12 protein-coding genes are annotated in these 14,937 nt (G+C 62.6%); all 12 read left to right on the top strand.

All coding sequences use genetic code 11. The features are described from left to right. The first annotated feature begins 7 nt into the window (after nucleotides 1–7). The 12 genes from AC07W4_RS17245 (at nucleotide 8) to AC07W4_RS17190 (ending at nucleotide 14,936) form a co-directional block, all read left to right on the top strand. Nucleotides 8–1,615 (top strand): 5-guanidino-2-oxopentanoate decarboxylase, encoded by a 1,608-nt coding sequence (locus AC07W4_RS17245; RefSeq protein ID WP_495033295.1) that lies wholly within the window; start codon nucleotides 8–10, stop codon nucleotides 1,613–1,615. A gap of 24 nt (nucleotides 1,616–1,639) precedes the next feature. Beyond that, nucleotides 1,640–2,830 (top strand): pyridoxal phosphate-dependent aminotransferase, encoded by a 1,191-nt coding sequence (locus AC07W4_RS17240; protein WP_495033246.1) that lies wholly within the window; start codon nucleotides 1,640–1,642, stop codon nucleotides 2,828–2,830. Further along, on the top strand, nucleotides 2,823–4,238 hold the full coding sequence (locus AC07W4_RS17235) for an aldehyde dehydrogenase family protein (RefSeq protein WP_495033245.1): 1,416 nt from the start codon (nucleotides 2,823–2,825) through the stop codon (nucleotides 4,236–4,238). The genes AC07W4_RS17240 and AC07W4_RS17235 overlap by 8 nt, the downstream gene beginning before the upstream one ends. A 99-nt stretch (nucleotides 4,239–4,337) precedes the next feature. Beyond that, a complete protein-coding gene (locus AC07W4_RS17230; protein WP_495033244.1) occupies nucleotides 4,338–5,939 on the top strand; it encodes an ABC transporter substrate-binding protein in 1,602 nt (533 codons plus the stop codon). Nucleotides 5,940–6,135: 196 nt separating this feature from the next. Continuing rightward, nucleotides 6,136–7,095 carry an ABC transporter permease gene (locus AC07W4_RS17225; RefSeq protein ID WP_495033243.1) on the top strand — a complete coding sequence of 320 codons (960 nt, stop codon included), beginning with the start codon at nucleotides 6,136–6,138 and terminating at the stop codon, nucleotides 7,093–7,095. Between the two features lie 3 nt (nucleotides 7,096–7,098). Continuing rightward, nucleotides 7,099–7,926 (top strand): ABC transporter permease, encoded by an 828-nt coding sequence (locus AC07W4_RS17220; RefSeq protein ID WP_495033242.1) that lies wholly within the window; start codon nucleotides 7,099–7,101, stop codon nucleotides 7,924–7,926. Nucleotides 7,927–7,928: 2 nt separating this feature from the next. Further along, nucleotides 7,929–9,575 (top strand): ABC transporter ATP-binding protein, encoded by a 1,647-nt coding sequence (locus AC07W4_RS17215; protein WP_495033241.1) that lies wholly within the window; start codon nucleotides 7,929–7,931, stop codon nucleotides 9,573–9,575. Nucleotides 9,576–9,584: 9 nt separating this feature from the next. Then, on the top strand, nucleotides 9,585–10,295 hold the full coding sequence (locus AC07W4_RS17210) for an NAD(P)H-dependent oxidoreductase (RefSeq protein WP_495033240.1): 711 nt from the start codon (nucleotides 9,585–9,587) through the stop codon (nucleotides 10,293–10,295). A 449-nt stretch (nucleotides 10,296–10,744) separates the two neighbouring features. After that, entirely contained in the window at nucleotides 10,745–12,091 is a 1,347-nt protein-coding gene (locus AC07W4_RS17205; RefSeq protein WP_495033239.1) for an outer membrane beta-barrel protein, read from the top strand. A gap of 87 nt (nucleotides 12,092–12,178) precedes the next feature. Continuing rightward, entirely contained in the window at nucleotides 12,179–13,489 is a 1,311-nt protein-coding gene (locus tag AC07W4_RS17200) for an ABC transporter substrate-binding protein (RefSeq protein ID WP_495033238.1), read from the top strand. 25 nt (nucleotides 13,490–13,514) lie between these two features. Further along, entirely contained in the window at nucleotides 13,515–14,240 is a 726-nt protein-coding gene (locus tag AC07W4_RS17195) for an ABC transporter ATP-binding protein (RefSeq protein ID WP_495033237.1), read from the top strand. Between the two features lie 3 nt (nucleotides 14,241–14,243). After that, the gene (locus tag AC07W4_RS17190; protein WP_495033236.1) at nucleotides 14,244–14,936 is read left to right on the top strand and encodes an ABC transporter ATP-binding protein; all 693 of its coding nucleotides are present in this window, start codon (nucleotides 14,244–14,246) and stop codon (nucleotides 14,934–14,936) included. Nucleotide 14,937 lies beyond the last annotated feature (1 nt).

Raw genomic sequence — 14,937 nt, 5'->3', positions numbered from 1 at the left:
CATGAAAATGCAAAGCAAGACATTGACCGGTGGCCAGGCCCTGGTGCGTCTGTTGGCCAACTACGGCGTCGATACCGTGTTCGGTATCCCCGGTGTACACACCCTGGAACTGTATCGCGGCTTGCCCGGCAGCGGCATTCGCCACGTGCTGACACGCCATGAACAAGGCGCCAGCTTCATGGCCGACGGTTATGCCCGGGTCAGCGGTAAACCCGGCGTGTGCTTCGTCATTACCGGCCCCGGCGTGACCAACGCCGCCACCGGCATCGGCCAGGCTTACGCCGATTCGATTCCGATGCTGGTGATTTCCAGCGTCAACCACAGCGCCAGCCTCGGCAAGGGCTGGGGCAGCCTGCACGAGTGCCAGGACCAACGGGCGATGACTGCGCCGATTACCGCGTTCTCAGCGGTGGCGCTGACCGCCGAAGACCTGCCGGAACTGATCGCCCGTGCCTATGCGGTGTTCGACAGCGAGCGTCCGCGCCCGGTGCACATTTCGGTGCCGCTGGACGTGCTGTCGGCGCCGATTGCCCGTGACTGGAGTAATGAAGTTGTGCGTCGCCCAGGTCGCGGCCCGGCATCTGCCACCTCCATCGATCAAGCCGTGGCCAAACTCAAGGCTGCCAAGCGCCCGATGATCATCGCCGGTGGCGGTGCGCTGAACGCCGTTTCGCAACTACAAGACATCAGCACCCGGCTCGCTGCGCCGCTGTTCACCAGCGTCGCCGGCAAGGGCCTGCTGCCGCCGGACGCGCCGCTCAACGCCGGTTCATCCCTATGCGTGGAACCGGGCTGGAAACTGATCGCCGAGGCCGACGTGGTGCTGGCGGTCGGCACCGAAATGGCTGACACCGACTTCTGGCGCGAACGCCTGCCGCTCAATGGCGAACTGCTGCGGGTCGACATCGAGCCGCGCAAATTCAACGACTTCTACCCGTGCGCGGTAGCGTTGCATGGCGATGCACAACAAACCCTCAGTGGTGTGCTTGAGCGCCTGCCATCCGACGTACGCGATGCCAGCGCTGCGATTGCCTCGGTCGCCGCACTGCGTGAAGCGCTCAAGGCCGGCCACGGCCCGTTGCAGTCGATCCATCAATCGATCCTCGACCGCATCGCCGCCGAGCTGCCGAACAACGCCTTCATCAGCACCGACATGACCCAGCTTGCGTATACGGGTAACTACGCCTTCGACAGCCTGGCCATCCGCAGCTGGTTGCACCCGACCGGCTACGGCACCTTGGGTTATGGCCTGCCGGCGGGGATCGGCGCCAAGTTCGGCGCACCGCAGCGGCCGGGCCTGGTGCTGGTGGGCGACGGCGGTTTCCTCTACACAGCCCAGGAACTGGCCACCGCCGTGGAAGAACTGGACAGCCCGCTGGTGGTGCTGCTGTGGAACAACGACGCGTTGGGGCAGATCCGCGACGACATGCTCGGCCTGGATATCGAGCCCATCGGCGTGCTGCCGCGCAACCCGGATTTCGCTGCCCTGGCGCGTGCCTTCGGCTGCACCGTGACTGAGCCGCAAAGCCTCGCCGAGTTGCAGACCGACTTGCGCCAAGGCTTCAAGCGCGACGGTGTGACCCTGATCGAACTCAAGCATGCCTGTGCGCATTGATCTGTATTTCAAGGGGATGAAGACATGCGCTTTTCCGATCTGACTCAACGAATCGCCGGTGACGGCGCCGCCGCGTGGGATATCCACTACCGCGCCCTGGCAAAGCGCGAGCAGGGTGAAGACATTCTGCTGTTGTCCGTGGGCGACCCGGATTTCGACACCCCACAGCCTATCGTGCAGGGCGCCATCGACAGCTTGCTGAGCGGCAATACGCACTACGCCGAGGTGCGCGGCAAGCGTGCCCTGCGCGAAGCCATTGCCAGGCGTCACCATCAACGCAGCGGCCAGTTCGTTTCGGCGGATCAGGTCACCGTGCTGGCCGGGGCGCAATGTGCGCTGTTCAGTGTGGCCCAATGCGTGCTCAATCCGGGAGACGAGGTGATCGTCGCCGAACCGATGTACGTCACTTACGAAGCGGTGTTCGGGGCCTGCGGCGCCGTGGTGGTGCCGGTGCCGGTGCGCTCGGAAAACGGTTTCCGCGTGCTGCCCGAAGATGTCGCCGCGCGCATCACTGCGCGCACCCGGGCGCTGGCACTGAACAGCCCGCACAACCCGTCCGGCGCGAGTCTGCCGCGCAGCACCTGGGCTGCCTTGGCTGAACTGTGCATCGCCCACGACCTGTGGCTGATTTCCGACGAGGTCTACAGCGAATTGCTGTTCGAAGGCGAACACGTCAGCCCGGCGAGCCTGCCGGGCATGGCCGAGCGCACCGCGACCCTCAACAGCCTGTCGAAATCCCACGCCATGACCGGCTGGCGTGTCGGCTGGGTGGTGGCGCCGCCATCCCTGGCTGCGCACCTGGAAAACCTCGCGCTGTGCATGCTCTACGGCTCGCCGGACTTCATTCAGGACGCCGCCGTGGTGGCCCTGGAAAGCAACCTGCCGGAACTCGAAGCGATGCGCGAAGCCTATCGCCAGCGTCGCGATCTGGTGTGTGACAGCTTGGCCGATTGCCCCGGCGTGCGGGCGTTGAAACCCGATGGCGGCATGTTCGTGATGCTCGATATCCGCCAGACCGGGCTCAGTGCCCAGGCGTTTGCCGACCGTCTGCTCGATCGCCACGGTGTGTCGGTATTGGCGGGCGAGGCCTTTGGTCCGAGCGCGGCGGGGCATATTCGCCTCGGTCTGGTGGTCGGTGCCGAACCGTTGCGCGATGCCTGCCAGCGCATTGCCCGTTGTGCCCAGGAATTGATGGAGACCCAGGATCATGCTTAATCACAAGACACTGTTTATCGATGGTCGCTGGCAAACCCCGTCGGGGCAGGGCATCGCCGAGGTGATCAACCCGGCCACCGAGGAAGTCTGCGGCAGCGTTCCGCTGGGTGATGAACTCGATGTCGAAAACGCCGTGGCGGCTGCACGACGGGCCTTCGCTTCATGGTCGCGCACGCCGTCCAGCGTGCGTGCCGGTTATATCCGTGCGCTGGCGGATCGACTGCGCAATCGTGCCGATGAGATGGCCTCTGTCATCACCACTGAATTGGGCATGCCGGTGCAGTGGTGCCGCTCGGTGCAGGTCGACGGGCCGATCGCTGGCCTTGAGCAGTACGTCGAACTGGCTCATCTCATGGACGAGGTGCGCGAAGTCGGTAATTCGCTGGTGATCCGCGAGGCCGTGGGCGTCTGCGCGTTCATCAACCCGTGGAATTACCCGCTGCACCAGTTGATCGGCAAACTCGCCCCGGCCCTGGCCGCCGGTTGCACCGTGGTGGTCAAGCCGAGCCAGGAAACCCCGCTGCACGCGTTCCTGCTGGCGCAGATGATCGAGGACATCGGCCTGCCGGCCGGGGTGTTCAACCTGGTCAGCGGGCCGGGCTCGAAAGTCGGCGAAGCGCTGGCCAAACACCCGGACGTGGACATGGTGTCGTTTACCGGCTCCACCGGCGCCGGCGTTCGCGTCGCGCAAGCGGCGGCGCCTTCGGTGAAACGGGTGTGCCTGGAACTGGGCGGCAAGTCGCCGCTGCTGATTGCCGAGGATGCGGACCTCGACGCGGCCGTGCGCTACGGCGTGCAGGACGTGATGATCAACTCCGGCCAGACCTGCACTGCGCTGACCCGCATGCTGCTGCCGGCCAGCCGTTATGCCGAAGCCGTGGAAATCGCCCTGCAGGAGACCCTGAGCCTGCGCATGGGCGATCCCCTGGACCCGCAAAGCTTCCTGGGACCTATGTGTTCAACGGGGCAAAAACGCACCGTGCTCGATTACATCAAGGTCGGCCAACAGGAAGGCGCACGGCTGCTGTGCGGCGGTGACGCGCCGTCGGCATTCGAGCGCGGCTTCTATGTCAGCCCGACGCTGTTCGCCGATGTCGACAACCGCATGCGCATCGCCCAGGAAGAGATCTTCGGCCCGGTGCTGTGCCTGATTCCCTACACCGACGAGGCGCAAGCGGTGCAGATCGCCAATGACTCGCCGTTCGGCCTGTCCAGTGGCGTCTGGGCCGGTAGTGCCGAGCGTGCCTTGCACCTGGGCCGGCAGATGCGCGCCGGCCAGTGCTTCCTCAATGGCGCGGCGTTCAATTACCAGGCGCCGTTCGGTGGCTACAAACAATCGGGCAATGGCCGGGAGTGGGGTGAGGAGGGGCTCAACGAGTTCGTCGAAGTGAAGGCGATCCAGGTGTGACGGTTGGCGATTCAAACGTTGTATGCACCGGGCCCTGGCCCGGTGTCTTGCGTGGTTTTGAACCGGTAATTCATTAGCTTTTTGATCAGGGGCAATGCAATGAGCGATAACAAAAACAAGATTACTCAAGCGAACCATGAATTCAGCTTCCCGCGCAGGGACTTCTTGAAGTACAGCGCGGCAGCCGCGGCGGTGGCCGGGGCGTTCTCCATGGGGCTGCCGTTTGGCGCCTTTGCCGGGGAGGCCACACCAAAACCGGGTGGCGTGTTGCGTCTGGGCCTGGCGGGTGGCAGCACCACGGACTCGAAAGATCCGGGTTCCTGGTCCGACACCTTCACCTTCGTCGGCTTCTCGGCGGTCTATAACACCCTGACCGAAATTGCCGTCGACGGCACCGCCATCCCCGAACTGGCCGAAAGCTGGACCTCGACCCCGGACGCGCGTGTCTGGACTTTCAAGATTCGCCAAGGCGTTACCTTCCACAACGGCAAGACCCTGACCGCCGAGGACGTGGTGGCGTCGATCCAGCATCATCTCGGCGAGAAATCCACCTCGGCCGCCAAGACCGTGCTGGGCGACGTGGCCAAAGTCAGTGCCATCGGCAGCGACAGCGTGGTATTCGAACTGCACTCGGGCAACGCCGACTTCTCCTATGTGGTTGCCGATTACCACCTGGCGATCATGCCGAGCAAGGACGGCACGGCGGACTGGCAGGCTGGCGCCGGTACCGGTGGCTATCGCCTCAAGGACTTCGAACCGGGCGTGCGCATGACCCTGGAACGCAGCCCCGATTACTGGAAACCGGGCCGCGCGCACTTCGCCAGCGCCGAGTTGATTGCGATCTCCGACGGCGCGGCACGGGTCAATGCGCTGGTCACCGGGCAGGTGGATGTGATCAATAAGGTCGATCTGAAAACCGTCGCGCTGCTCAAGCGCAACCCGAACCTGGTCATCGAAGAAACCAAAGGCGCCCAGCACTACACCTTCCCGATGCTCACCGACAGCCAGGTATTCCTGAACAACGACGTGCGCCTGGCCATGAAACACGCGATCAACCGCGAAACCCTGCTGGCCTCGGTGCTGCACGGCTATGGCCTGGTGGGCAACGACCACCCGATCCAGCCCGGCAGTCGCTTCATCAACACTGCGCTGGAACAACGCACCTACGATCCGGACAAATCGCGCTTCTACCTGAAGAAGGCCGGTCTGGATTCGCTCAAGGTGCGCCTGCAAGCCTCCGATGCGGCCTACACCGGCGCCGTAGACGCCTCGGTGCTGTTCAAGGAACAGGCGCGTGCCGCCGGGATCGACATCGACGTGGTGCGCGAGCCGGCCGATGGCTTCTTCTCCAACGTGTGGATGAAGCAACCCTTCACCACCTCGTTCTGGTACAGCAGCCTGACCGCCGACCGCATGTTCAGCATCGGCTACGCCAAGGGTGCGGCCTGGAACGAAACCCACTGGGACAACCCGCGCTTCAATCAACTGCTCAACGCCGCCCGCGGCGAAATGAACGACCCGCTGCGCCGCGAGATGTACAACGAAATGCAGGCGCTGTGCCGGGACGAGGGCGGGGCGATCGTGCCGCTGTTCGCCAGCTCCGTGGCGGCGCGTTCCAACCGCGTCGTCCACGGCGGACAGACCGCGCCGTACGGCGAGCTGGACGGCCTGCGGGTGATCGAGCGCTGGTGGCAGGCGTAAAGCTGTCATTGCTTTTGTAGCAGCTGGCGAAGCCTGCGTTCGGCGGCGAAGCCGTCGCCATTTCAAAGCACGCGGTGTTTCAGATTAATCGGGCAAGCAGGAATTACGACTGCTTCGCAGCCGGACGCAGGCTTCGCCAGCTGCTACAGGTTGCGCAGCACCGTAAGTCCTGCGAACTCACGCGAGGAACTGTGCGGTGAATAGTATTTTCAAGCTGCTGTTGCAGCGTCTGGCATTGGGGCTGTTATCGCTGTTTGCGGTGTCAGTGATCATTTTCCTGGCGGTCGGCATGCTCCCGGGCGACATCGCCCAGGCCATGCTCGGCCAGTCGGCCACCCCGGAAACCGTGGTGGCCTACCGGGCGCAATTGGGGCTGGATTTGCCGCCGCTCACCCGTTTCGGCCACTGGATCTGGCAGCTGTTACACGGTGACCTTGGCGTATCGCTGGCCAACCAGCGGCCCATCGCCGAACTGGTCGGCTCGCGCCTGGGAAACACCTTCAGCCTCGCCTTGCTGGCGGCCCTGGTGTCGGTGCCGCTGGCATTGTGTTTGGGAATGCTCGCCGCGCTGTACCGCAACAGCTGGTTCGACCGCTTGCTCAACACCTCGGCCCTGAGCGCGGTGTCGTTCCCCGAGTTCTTCGTTGCCTACATCCTGATCCTGGTGTTCGCGGTGAAGCTCAACTGGTTCCCGAGCATTTCCAACCTGGCGCCGGACGCTTCGTTGGGCACGGTACTGGAGCGCTCGGTGTTGCCGGTGGCGACCCTGAGCCTGGTGGTGATCGCGCAGATGATGCGCATGACCCGCGCCTCGTTGATCAACCTGCTGGCCAGTCCGTACATCGAAATGGCCAGGCTCAAGGGCATCAGCCAGTCGCGGATCATCTTCCGCCACGCCTTGCCCAATGCCCTGGCGCCCATTGTCAACGTGGTGGCGTTGAACCTGGCGTACCTGGTGGTTGGCGTGGTGGTGGTCGAAGTGGTGTTTGTCTATCCGGGGCTCGGCCAGTTGCTGGTGGACTCGGTGGCCAAGCGCGACATCCCGGTGGTGCAGGCCTGCAGCCTGATCTTCGCCGCGACCTACATCCTGCTCAACACCAGCGCCGATGTGCTGTCGATTGCCAGCAACCCACGCCTGATGCATCCGAAGGGGTAGACCATGAGCCTGTTAAAACACGTGTGGCGGGCGCCCCTGAGCGCCCAGTTCGGTTTGTTGATGATCCTGCTTTACGTGCTGGTGGCGGTGTTCGCACCGGTACTGGCACCGTTTGGCGAAACCCAGGTGGTGGGCGAGGGCTTTGCGCCGTGGGGCGGGCAGTTCCTGTTGGGCACCGATAACCTGGGGCGCGACATGTTCAGCCGCCTGGTCTATGGCGCGCGCAACACCCTGGGCATTGCCTTCCTCACGACGGTGTTGGCGTTTTTGCTCGGTGGGTCCTGCGGCTTGATTGCGGCGATCAAGGGCGGCTGGGTCGATCAGGGTTTGTCGCGGGTGGTGGACATCCTCATGGCCATTCCGCAACTGATCTTCGCCTTGTTGATCCTCAGCGTGGTCGGCACCACGGCAACGTCGCTGGTGTTGGTGATTGCGCTGCTGGATGCGACCCGGGTGTTTCGCCTGTCGCGCGCGGTGGCGATGAACGTGGTGGTGCAGGACTTCGTCGAAGCCGCGCGCCTGCGTGGTGAAGGCCTGTGCTGGCTGGTGACCCGCGAAGTGTTGCCCAACGCCGCCGCGCCGCTGATTGCCGAGTTCGGCCTGCGTTTCTGCTTCGTGTTCCTGTTCATCAGTGCCTTGTCGTTCCTCGGCCTGGGCATTCAACCGCCCACCGCCGACTGGGGCAGCATGGTGCGCGACAACGCCGTGCTGATCACCTTCGGCGACATCAGTCCGTTGCTGCCTGCCCTGGCCGTGGCGTTGATCACGGTCAGCGTCAATTTCGTCGTCGACTGGATGCTGCACAAATCCAGCGGTCTCAAGGAATGCTGAACATGACGACCACAAAACCTTTGCTGGAAATCCGCGACCTGCACATCGAAGGCCATTACGAAGACGCCTGGCATCCGCTGATCAAGGGCATCGACCTGACCCTGCAACGGGGCGAAGTGCTGGGGCTGATCGGCGAGTCCGGCGCGGGCAAGTCGACCCTCGGCCTGTCGGCCATGGGCTACACCCGCGACGGTTGCCGGATCACCGGCGGCTCGGTGCACTTCGACGGCATCGACCTGCTCAACGCCAAGCCTGAAGCCCTGCGTAAACTGCGGGGGCTGCGTATTGCCTATGTGGCACAGAGTGCGGCGGCTTCGTTCAACCCGGCCCATCGACTGATCGACCAGCACGTCGAAACCGCTGTGAAAAACGGCGGCATGAGCCGCGAACAGGCCATGCGTGATGCAGTGGAACTGTATCGGGTGCTGCGCCTGCCCAACCCCGAAACCATCGGCCAGCGCTATCCGCATCAGGTCTCCGGCGGCCAGTTGCAGCGGGTCATGACCGCGATGGCCATGGCTTGTCACCCGGACCTGATCATCTTCGACGAACCGACCACGGCGCTGGACGTCACTACCCAGATCGAAGTCCTCGCCGCCATTCGCGACGCCGTGGCGACCTATGGCAGCGCGGCGATCTACATCAGCCACGACCTGGCGGTGGTCGCGCAGATGGCCGACCGCATCATGGTGCTGCGCCACGGCAAACTGGTGGAAGAGGCCGAGACCCGCAAGATGCTCGGCGACCCGCAAGAGGACTACACCAAGTCGCTTTGGGCGGTGCGCAGTTTCCGCACCGAGCCCAAGGCTTGTCCGCAACAGGAACAACCGCTGCTGGAGCTGCGCAACAGCTGCGCCAGTTATGGCCGGCAACCGGTGCTGCACGACGTATCGTTGAAGCTGTATCGCGGCCAGACCCTGGCGGTGATCGGCGAATCCGGTAGCGGCAAGAGCTCCACGGCACGGCTGATCACCGGCTTGCTGCCGCCGACTTACGGCCAGGTGCTGTACGACGGCGAACCCTTGCCCGCGGACTTTCGCCAACGCAGCAAGGAACAACTGCGGCGCATCCAGATGATCTACCAGATCCCCGATACGGCGCTGAACCCGCGTCAGCGCATTGTCGACATCATCGGTCGGCCATTGACGTTTTATCTGGGCCTCAAGGGCAAGGCCATGCGTGCCCGGGTCGCCGAACTGCTGGAGATGATCGAACTCGACCCGGCGACCTTCATGGAGCGCCAGCCCCGGGAGCTGTCGGGCGGGCAGAAACAACGCATCTGCATCGCCAGGGCCCTGGCGGCGGATCCGCAACTGATCATCTGCGATGAAGTGACCTCGGCCCTGGACCAACTGGTCGCCGAAGGCGTACTGAAATTGCTCAACCGCATCCAGCAACAACTGGGTGTCGCCTATCTGTTCATCACTCACGATGTTGCTACTGTGCGGGCGATCGCCGATGAGGTATTGGTGATGCAACGGGGCAGGGTGGTGGACCACGGCTCGCGCAGCCAGATCTTCACCCCGCCGCACCAGGACTACACCGGGCTGCTGTTTTCTTCCGAACCGCAAATGGACCCCGACTGGCTCGACCGCTTGCTGGCCACACGCGCTTGCACACCTTCAACCGATTCGCTGGAACAAGTCTAAGGAACCACCATGAAAGTACTGATCGTCCACGCTCACCCGGAGCCGCAATCCTTCACCGCCGCCCTGCGTGACCAGGCCGTCGCCACCCTCGAAGCCCAGGGCCACGAAGTGCAGGTCAGTGACCTGTACAAAATGAACTGGAACCCGGTGGCCAGCGACGCCGACTTCTCGAATCGGGAAAACCCCGAGTACCTGGTCTATGCCCTGGAACAACGCCTGGGCGTGAAGAGCCAGTCGCTGGCGCCGGACATTCAGGCCGAACTGGACAAGCTGTTGTGGGCCGACCTGCTGATTCTCAACTTCCCGATCTTCTGGTTCTCCACCCCGGCCATGCTCAAGGGCTGGATTGATCGGGTGCTGGTGTCGGGCATCTGCTACGGCGGCAAGCGCTTCTACGATCAGGGTGGATTGGCCGGCAAGAAGGCACTGGTGACGGTGACCCTGGGCGGTCGGGAACACATGTTCGGTGAGGGCGCGATTCACGGCCCGCTGGAGGACATGCTGCGCCCGATCCTGCGCGGAACCCTGGCTTATGTTGGTTTTGATGTACTGGAACCGTTCGTGGCCTGGCATGTGCCGTACATCAGCGAAGAGGCGCGCCAGCAGTTCCTGGTTGACTACGACCAGCGCTTGCAGCACCTGAGTGACGACCAACCACTGGTGTTTCCGAAGCTTTCGCAGTTCGATGACAAGCTCTATCCGCTGACCACCAATGCCTGACTAACACTGCAAAACCTGTGGGAGCGGGCTTGCCCGCGAAGAGGGCATCAGCCTCAACATCTATGTTGACCGAGCCACCGCCATCGCGAGCAAGCTCGCTCCCACAATGATCGGCGCTGCCGCAGATGCCTGTGTACCAGCACAGACTCTGTGCGGGCTTGCCCGCGAAGAGGGCATCAGCTTCAACATCTATGTTGACTGATACACCGCCTTCGCGAGCAAGCCCGCTCCCACAAAGACCTGCATTGTTCTGAATACGCAAACACTGAAGTCGCCGAGAATGGAATTGTTGGTGCAGTGGCGGGCTTGTAGCCTCCATTACGCCGAACACCACGATCTGCCAACGACCGGGTGGAGCTCAAGCCAGGGCTCATCAAGACGTCATACCTTGCTTTCGGCCTCATGCCCCTTCGGGGGATTGGCGCCTAATAAAAATAAGGAAGGCAGGTATGAGTATTCGTGCATGGGTTTGCGCAGCAACCCTGTTCGCGCCCGTTCTGGGTGCCGACGTTTTGTTTCCCTCTATGGCTCTGGCAGCAGACGATCCCATGGGTTCGCTGGTGCGCAATGTCTTCGGCGACAGCCTTGAGCGCGAACACGGGATCAAGATCTACGGCTGGGCTCAGGCCGGTGTGATCTATAACAACAACGGCACGGATGACGTCAGCAAACAGAGCTTCTTCAATACCGACGAAGGTGTGAACCTCAACCAGTTCGCCCTGGCCGTGGAAAAGAAACCCAAGAGCAATGTGATCGGCCGCGTCGGACCGTTTCCCGGCGCGATGCCGCAAGAAGCTGATTGGGGTTTCAACGTCACGGCGCTGTACGGCAAGGATGCGCGCTTCTTCAAGACCTACGGCTGGGACGAAGACCTGAGCGTCAACCGCGACAACAAGCCTGAAGATCCGGCGTTCACCGTCGCCCAGGCTTACGTCAACTTCTACTTCCCCGTGCTCGGCGGCTCTGAGCTGATGATCGGGATTTTCCACACGCCGCTGGAAAACGAAATCGGTTTCGCCTTGCCATCTCCGGCCCCGACTGACTTCTACTCCCACACCTATTCATTCATGCACGGCCCGGCCAAACATGCCGGTGCACTGTACTCGTTCAAACTGCCTTCGGAACCGGGCGAAAGCATGCTCGGCTTCGAACTGGGGGTGGTTCAGGGCTGGAACAACCTGCAGGATCCCAATCACTCGCCGGACGTGATCGCCAACGTGCGCTGGCGCTCGGCGGACTTCGGCACCTGGATCGACTGGGAAAACATCTACGGTAATGGCGCTGGCGATAGTTTCGCCGAATGCAGTTGTGGCTCGCCGCTGCCGGCGGGCACCAAGGATGACGACTACAAGCGCCTGGCGTCTTACCTGACCCTGTCGCAAGTCATCGACCCGAACAACCGCGTGGCGCTGGAGTTGAACTACGGCAAGCAGGAGCAGGGCGCCTTCGCCGGGTTCGCCAATAAAAACGACGCGACCTGGTATGGCACGGACGTGAACTGGTACCACAAGCTCAGCGAAAACCTGATGTGGAACAGTCGCGCCGAGTGGTTCTACACCGACGCCCCGGTCCACGTGATGATGGCCAACATCGACCCGAACACCGGGATTCCCGACCCGACCTGGGGCAGTTTCTACGGCGTCACCACCAACCTGGCCTGGACGCCGACACCCAACGTGCGCCTGCGCCCGGAACTGCGCTACGACATCCATTCAGGCCCCGGCCGCGATGCCTATGCCGACGGCGAAAAGGATTCGCAAGTGGTCGCGTCGTTCGACGTCAGTTTCTTCTTCTAAACGGATTTCCCTGCTTGCCCCCTGACCCTGCGTGATGGCCCGGCCACACGTGGCGACCCTGTTCGTCCAGGCTTTTGGAGTACTTACATGACAGACAACAACGATAAAAACCTGTTAGGCCGCGACTTCTCCCGCCGTGACTTCCTGCGCAGTACCGGTATTGCCGCCGGTGGCGTGGCACTGGCAAGCATGCCGTTCACCTTTGCCATCGGCGGTGAGCGGGTGATCAAGCTGGGCTATGTCAGCCCGCAGACCGGACCGTTGGCGCCGTTTGCGGCGGCCGACAACTACATCATCGAGTCGCTCAAGCAAGTCTTGAAGAACTCGATCAATGTCGCAGGCAAGGCCTATCGCCTGGAAGTTATCGTCAAGGACAGCCAGTCCAACCCCAACCGCGCGGCAGAAGTGGCGAGCGAGCTGATTCTCTCGGATCAAGTCGACCTGATGCTGGTGTCGTCGACCCCGGAGACCACCAACCCGGTGTCCGACCAGTGCGAAATCAACGAGATCCCCTGCATCTCCACGGTAGCTCCGTGGCAGCCGTGGTTTTTCACCCGGGGCGGCAAGCCGGAGCAGGGCTTCGAGTGGACCTACCATTTCTTCTGGGGCCTGGAAGAGGTGATCGGTACTTACAGCGCCATGTGGGGGGCGATGCCGTCCAACAAAGTTGTCGGCGGTCTGTTCCCCAACGATGGCGACGGCAATGCCTGGGGCGACCAGAAGCTCGGGTTCCCACCGGTACTCGCGCAAAAGGGCTTTCAACTGGTCGACCCTGGCCGCTTCCAGAGTCTGACCGACGATTTTTCCGCGCAGATTGCCGCGTTCAAAAAGGCTGATGTCGAGATCGTCACCGGCGTGGTCATCCCGCCGGACCTGAGCACGTTCTGGACCCAGGCCCGGCAGCAAGGCTTCAATCCGAAAGCCGTGTCGGTGGGCAAGGCATTGTTGTTTCCGACGGCAGTCGAGGCATTGGGCAAGGCCGGCAACAACCTGTCGACCGAAATCTGGTGGAGCCCGACGCACCCGTTCAGCTCATCATTGACCGGCGCCAGCGCCGGCCAATTGGCCCAGGGTTTCACCCAGGCCACCGGCAAGCAGTGGACGCAACCGTTGGGCTTCGTGCATGCCCTGTTCGAACTGGCAGTGGACATCCTCAAGCGCACTGAAGAAATCGGCAACGCCCAAGCGGTCCGCGATGCCTTGCTCAAGACCAACCTCAACACCGTGGTCGGCCCGATCAACTGGAATGGCGGACCGGTGAAGAACGTCGCCAAGACGCCTCTGGTCAGCGGCCAGTGGCGACTGGGCAAGGACAATAAATACGACCTGATCGTGACCAGCAATGCCACCGCCCCGGTGATCCCGCTGGGCGGCGAGATGCAGGCCATTACGTATTGATCGCGCAACAGGACACGGGTGCACCATGCAACAACCACTTCTGCAAATGACCGATGTGCACAAAAGCTACGGCTCGGTGAAGGTCACGGACGCCATCGACCTGACCCTGCAACCCGGTGAAGCCCTGGGCATCATCGGTCCCAATGGCGCGGGTAAAAGCACGCTGTTCAACCTGATCGCCGGTGGCGTGGTGGCCGATAAAGGACAGATCCATTTCGAAGGCCGCAACGTCACCCGCGAACCTGTGTTCAAGCGCTGTCAGCAGGGCATCGGCCGTTCCCATCAGATTCCGCATCCGTTCGTGAAAATGACCGTGTTCGAGAACCTGTTGGTGGGCGCAACCTTTGGTGCACGGCTGCGTGACAACGAAGCCAGTCAGTGGTGTGCGCAGACGCTGGAACTCACTGGCCTGATGCGCAAGGCCAACGTGCTGGCCGGCTCACTGACCTTGCTCGACCGCAAGCGCCTGGAAATGGCCCGGGCCTTGTCGACCCGGCCGCGCCTGTTACTGCTCGACGAAATTGCCGGAGGCCTGACCGAACCGGAATGCCTGGCGCTGGTGGAAACCATTCAAGGCATCCACAAGTCCGGCGTTGCCATCATCTGGATCGAGCACATCGTGCACGCCTTGCTGGCGGTGGTCAGTCGCCTGACGGTGATCAACTTCGGCGCCAAGCTGGCCGAAGGCGAACCGCGCAGCGTGATGGCCGACCCTCGGGTCCAGGACATCTACATGGGCATCGGGAGCTGACGCATGCTGACCATCGAAAAACTCTGCGCCGGCTATGGCGACTTTCAAGCGCTATTCGACATCAGCCTGACCCTTGAGGCCGGTGAAACCGTGGCGATCATCGGTTCCAACGGCGCGGGCAAGTCGACGTTCCTGCGCTCCTTGGCCGGGTTGATCAAGAACCAGCCTGGCGCCATTACTTTCAAGGGGCAGGCCATTGGCGACATGGCAGCCAATCGGGTGCTGGAGCGCGGCATCGCGTTGGTGCCGGAGGGCCGAAAGTTGTTTCCGTCCCTGAGCGTTGAAGAAAACCTGCTGATCGGCGCCTACAGCAAACGCCCGGGACCGTGGACGCTCAAGCGCATCTATCAGCTGTTCCCGGTGCTGGAAAAACTGCGCAAGCGACCGGGCACCGCGCTGTCTGGCGGCCAGCAGCAAATGGTCGCGATTGGTCGGGGCCTGATGGCCAACCCGCACTTGCTGTTGTGCGACGAAATCAGCCTGGGCCTGGCGCCGACGACGATCAAGGACATCTACGCCGCATTGCCCTCGATCAAGGCCGACGGCACCACAGTGATTCTCGTCGAGCAGGACATCAATCAGGCATTGAGTGTGTGCGACCGCTTCTATTGCTTCCAGGAAGGGCGGGTGTCCCTCACCGGCCGGCCTGGGGATGCGGACAAAGCACAAATCAAAGCCGCGTATTTCGGGATCTAGT

Source organism: Pseudomonas sp. GW821-FHT02A08, assembly GCF_059422045.1.
The sequence above is the reverse complement of the archived record's forward strand: the minus strand, read 5'-3'. Positions and strand labels throughout refer to the sequence as shown.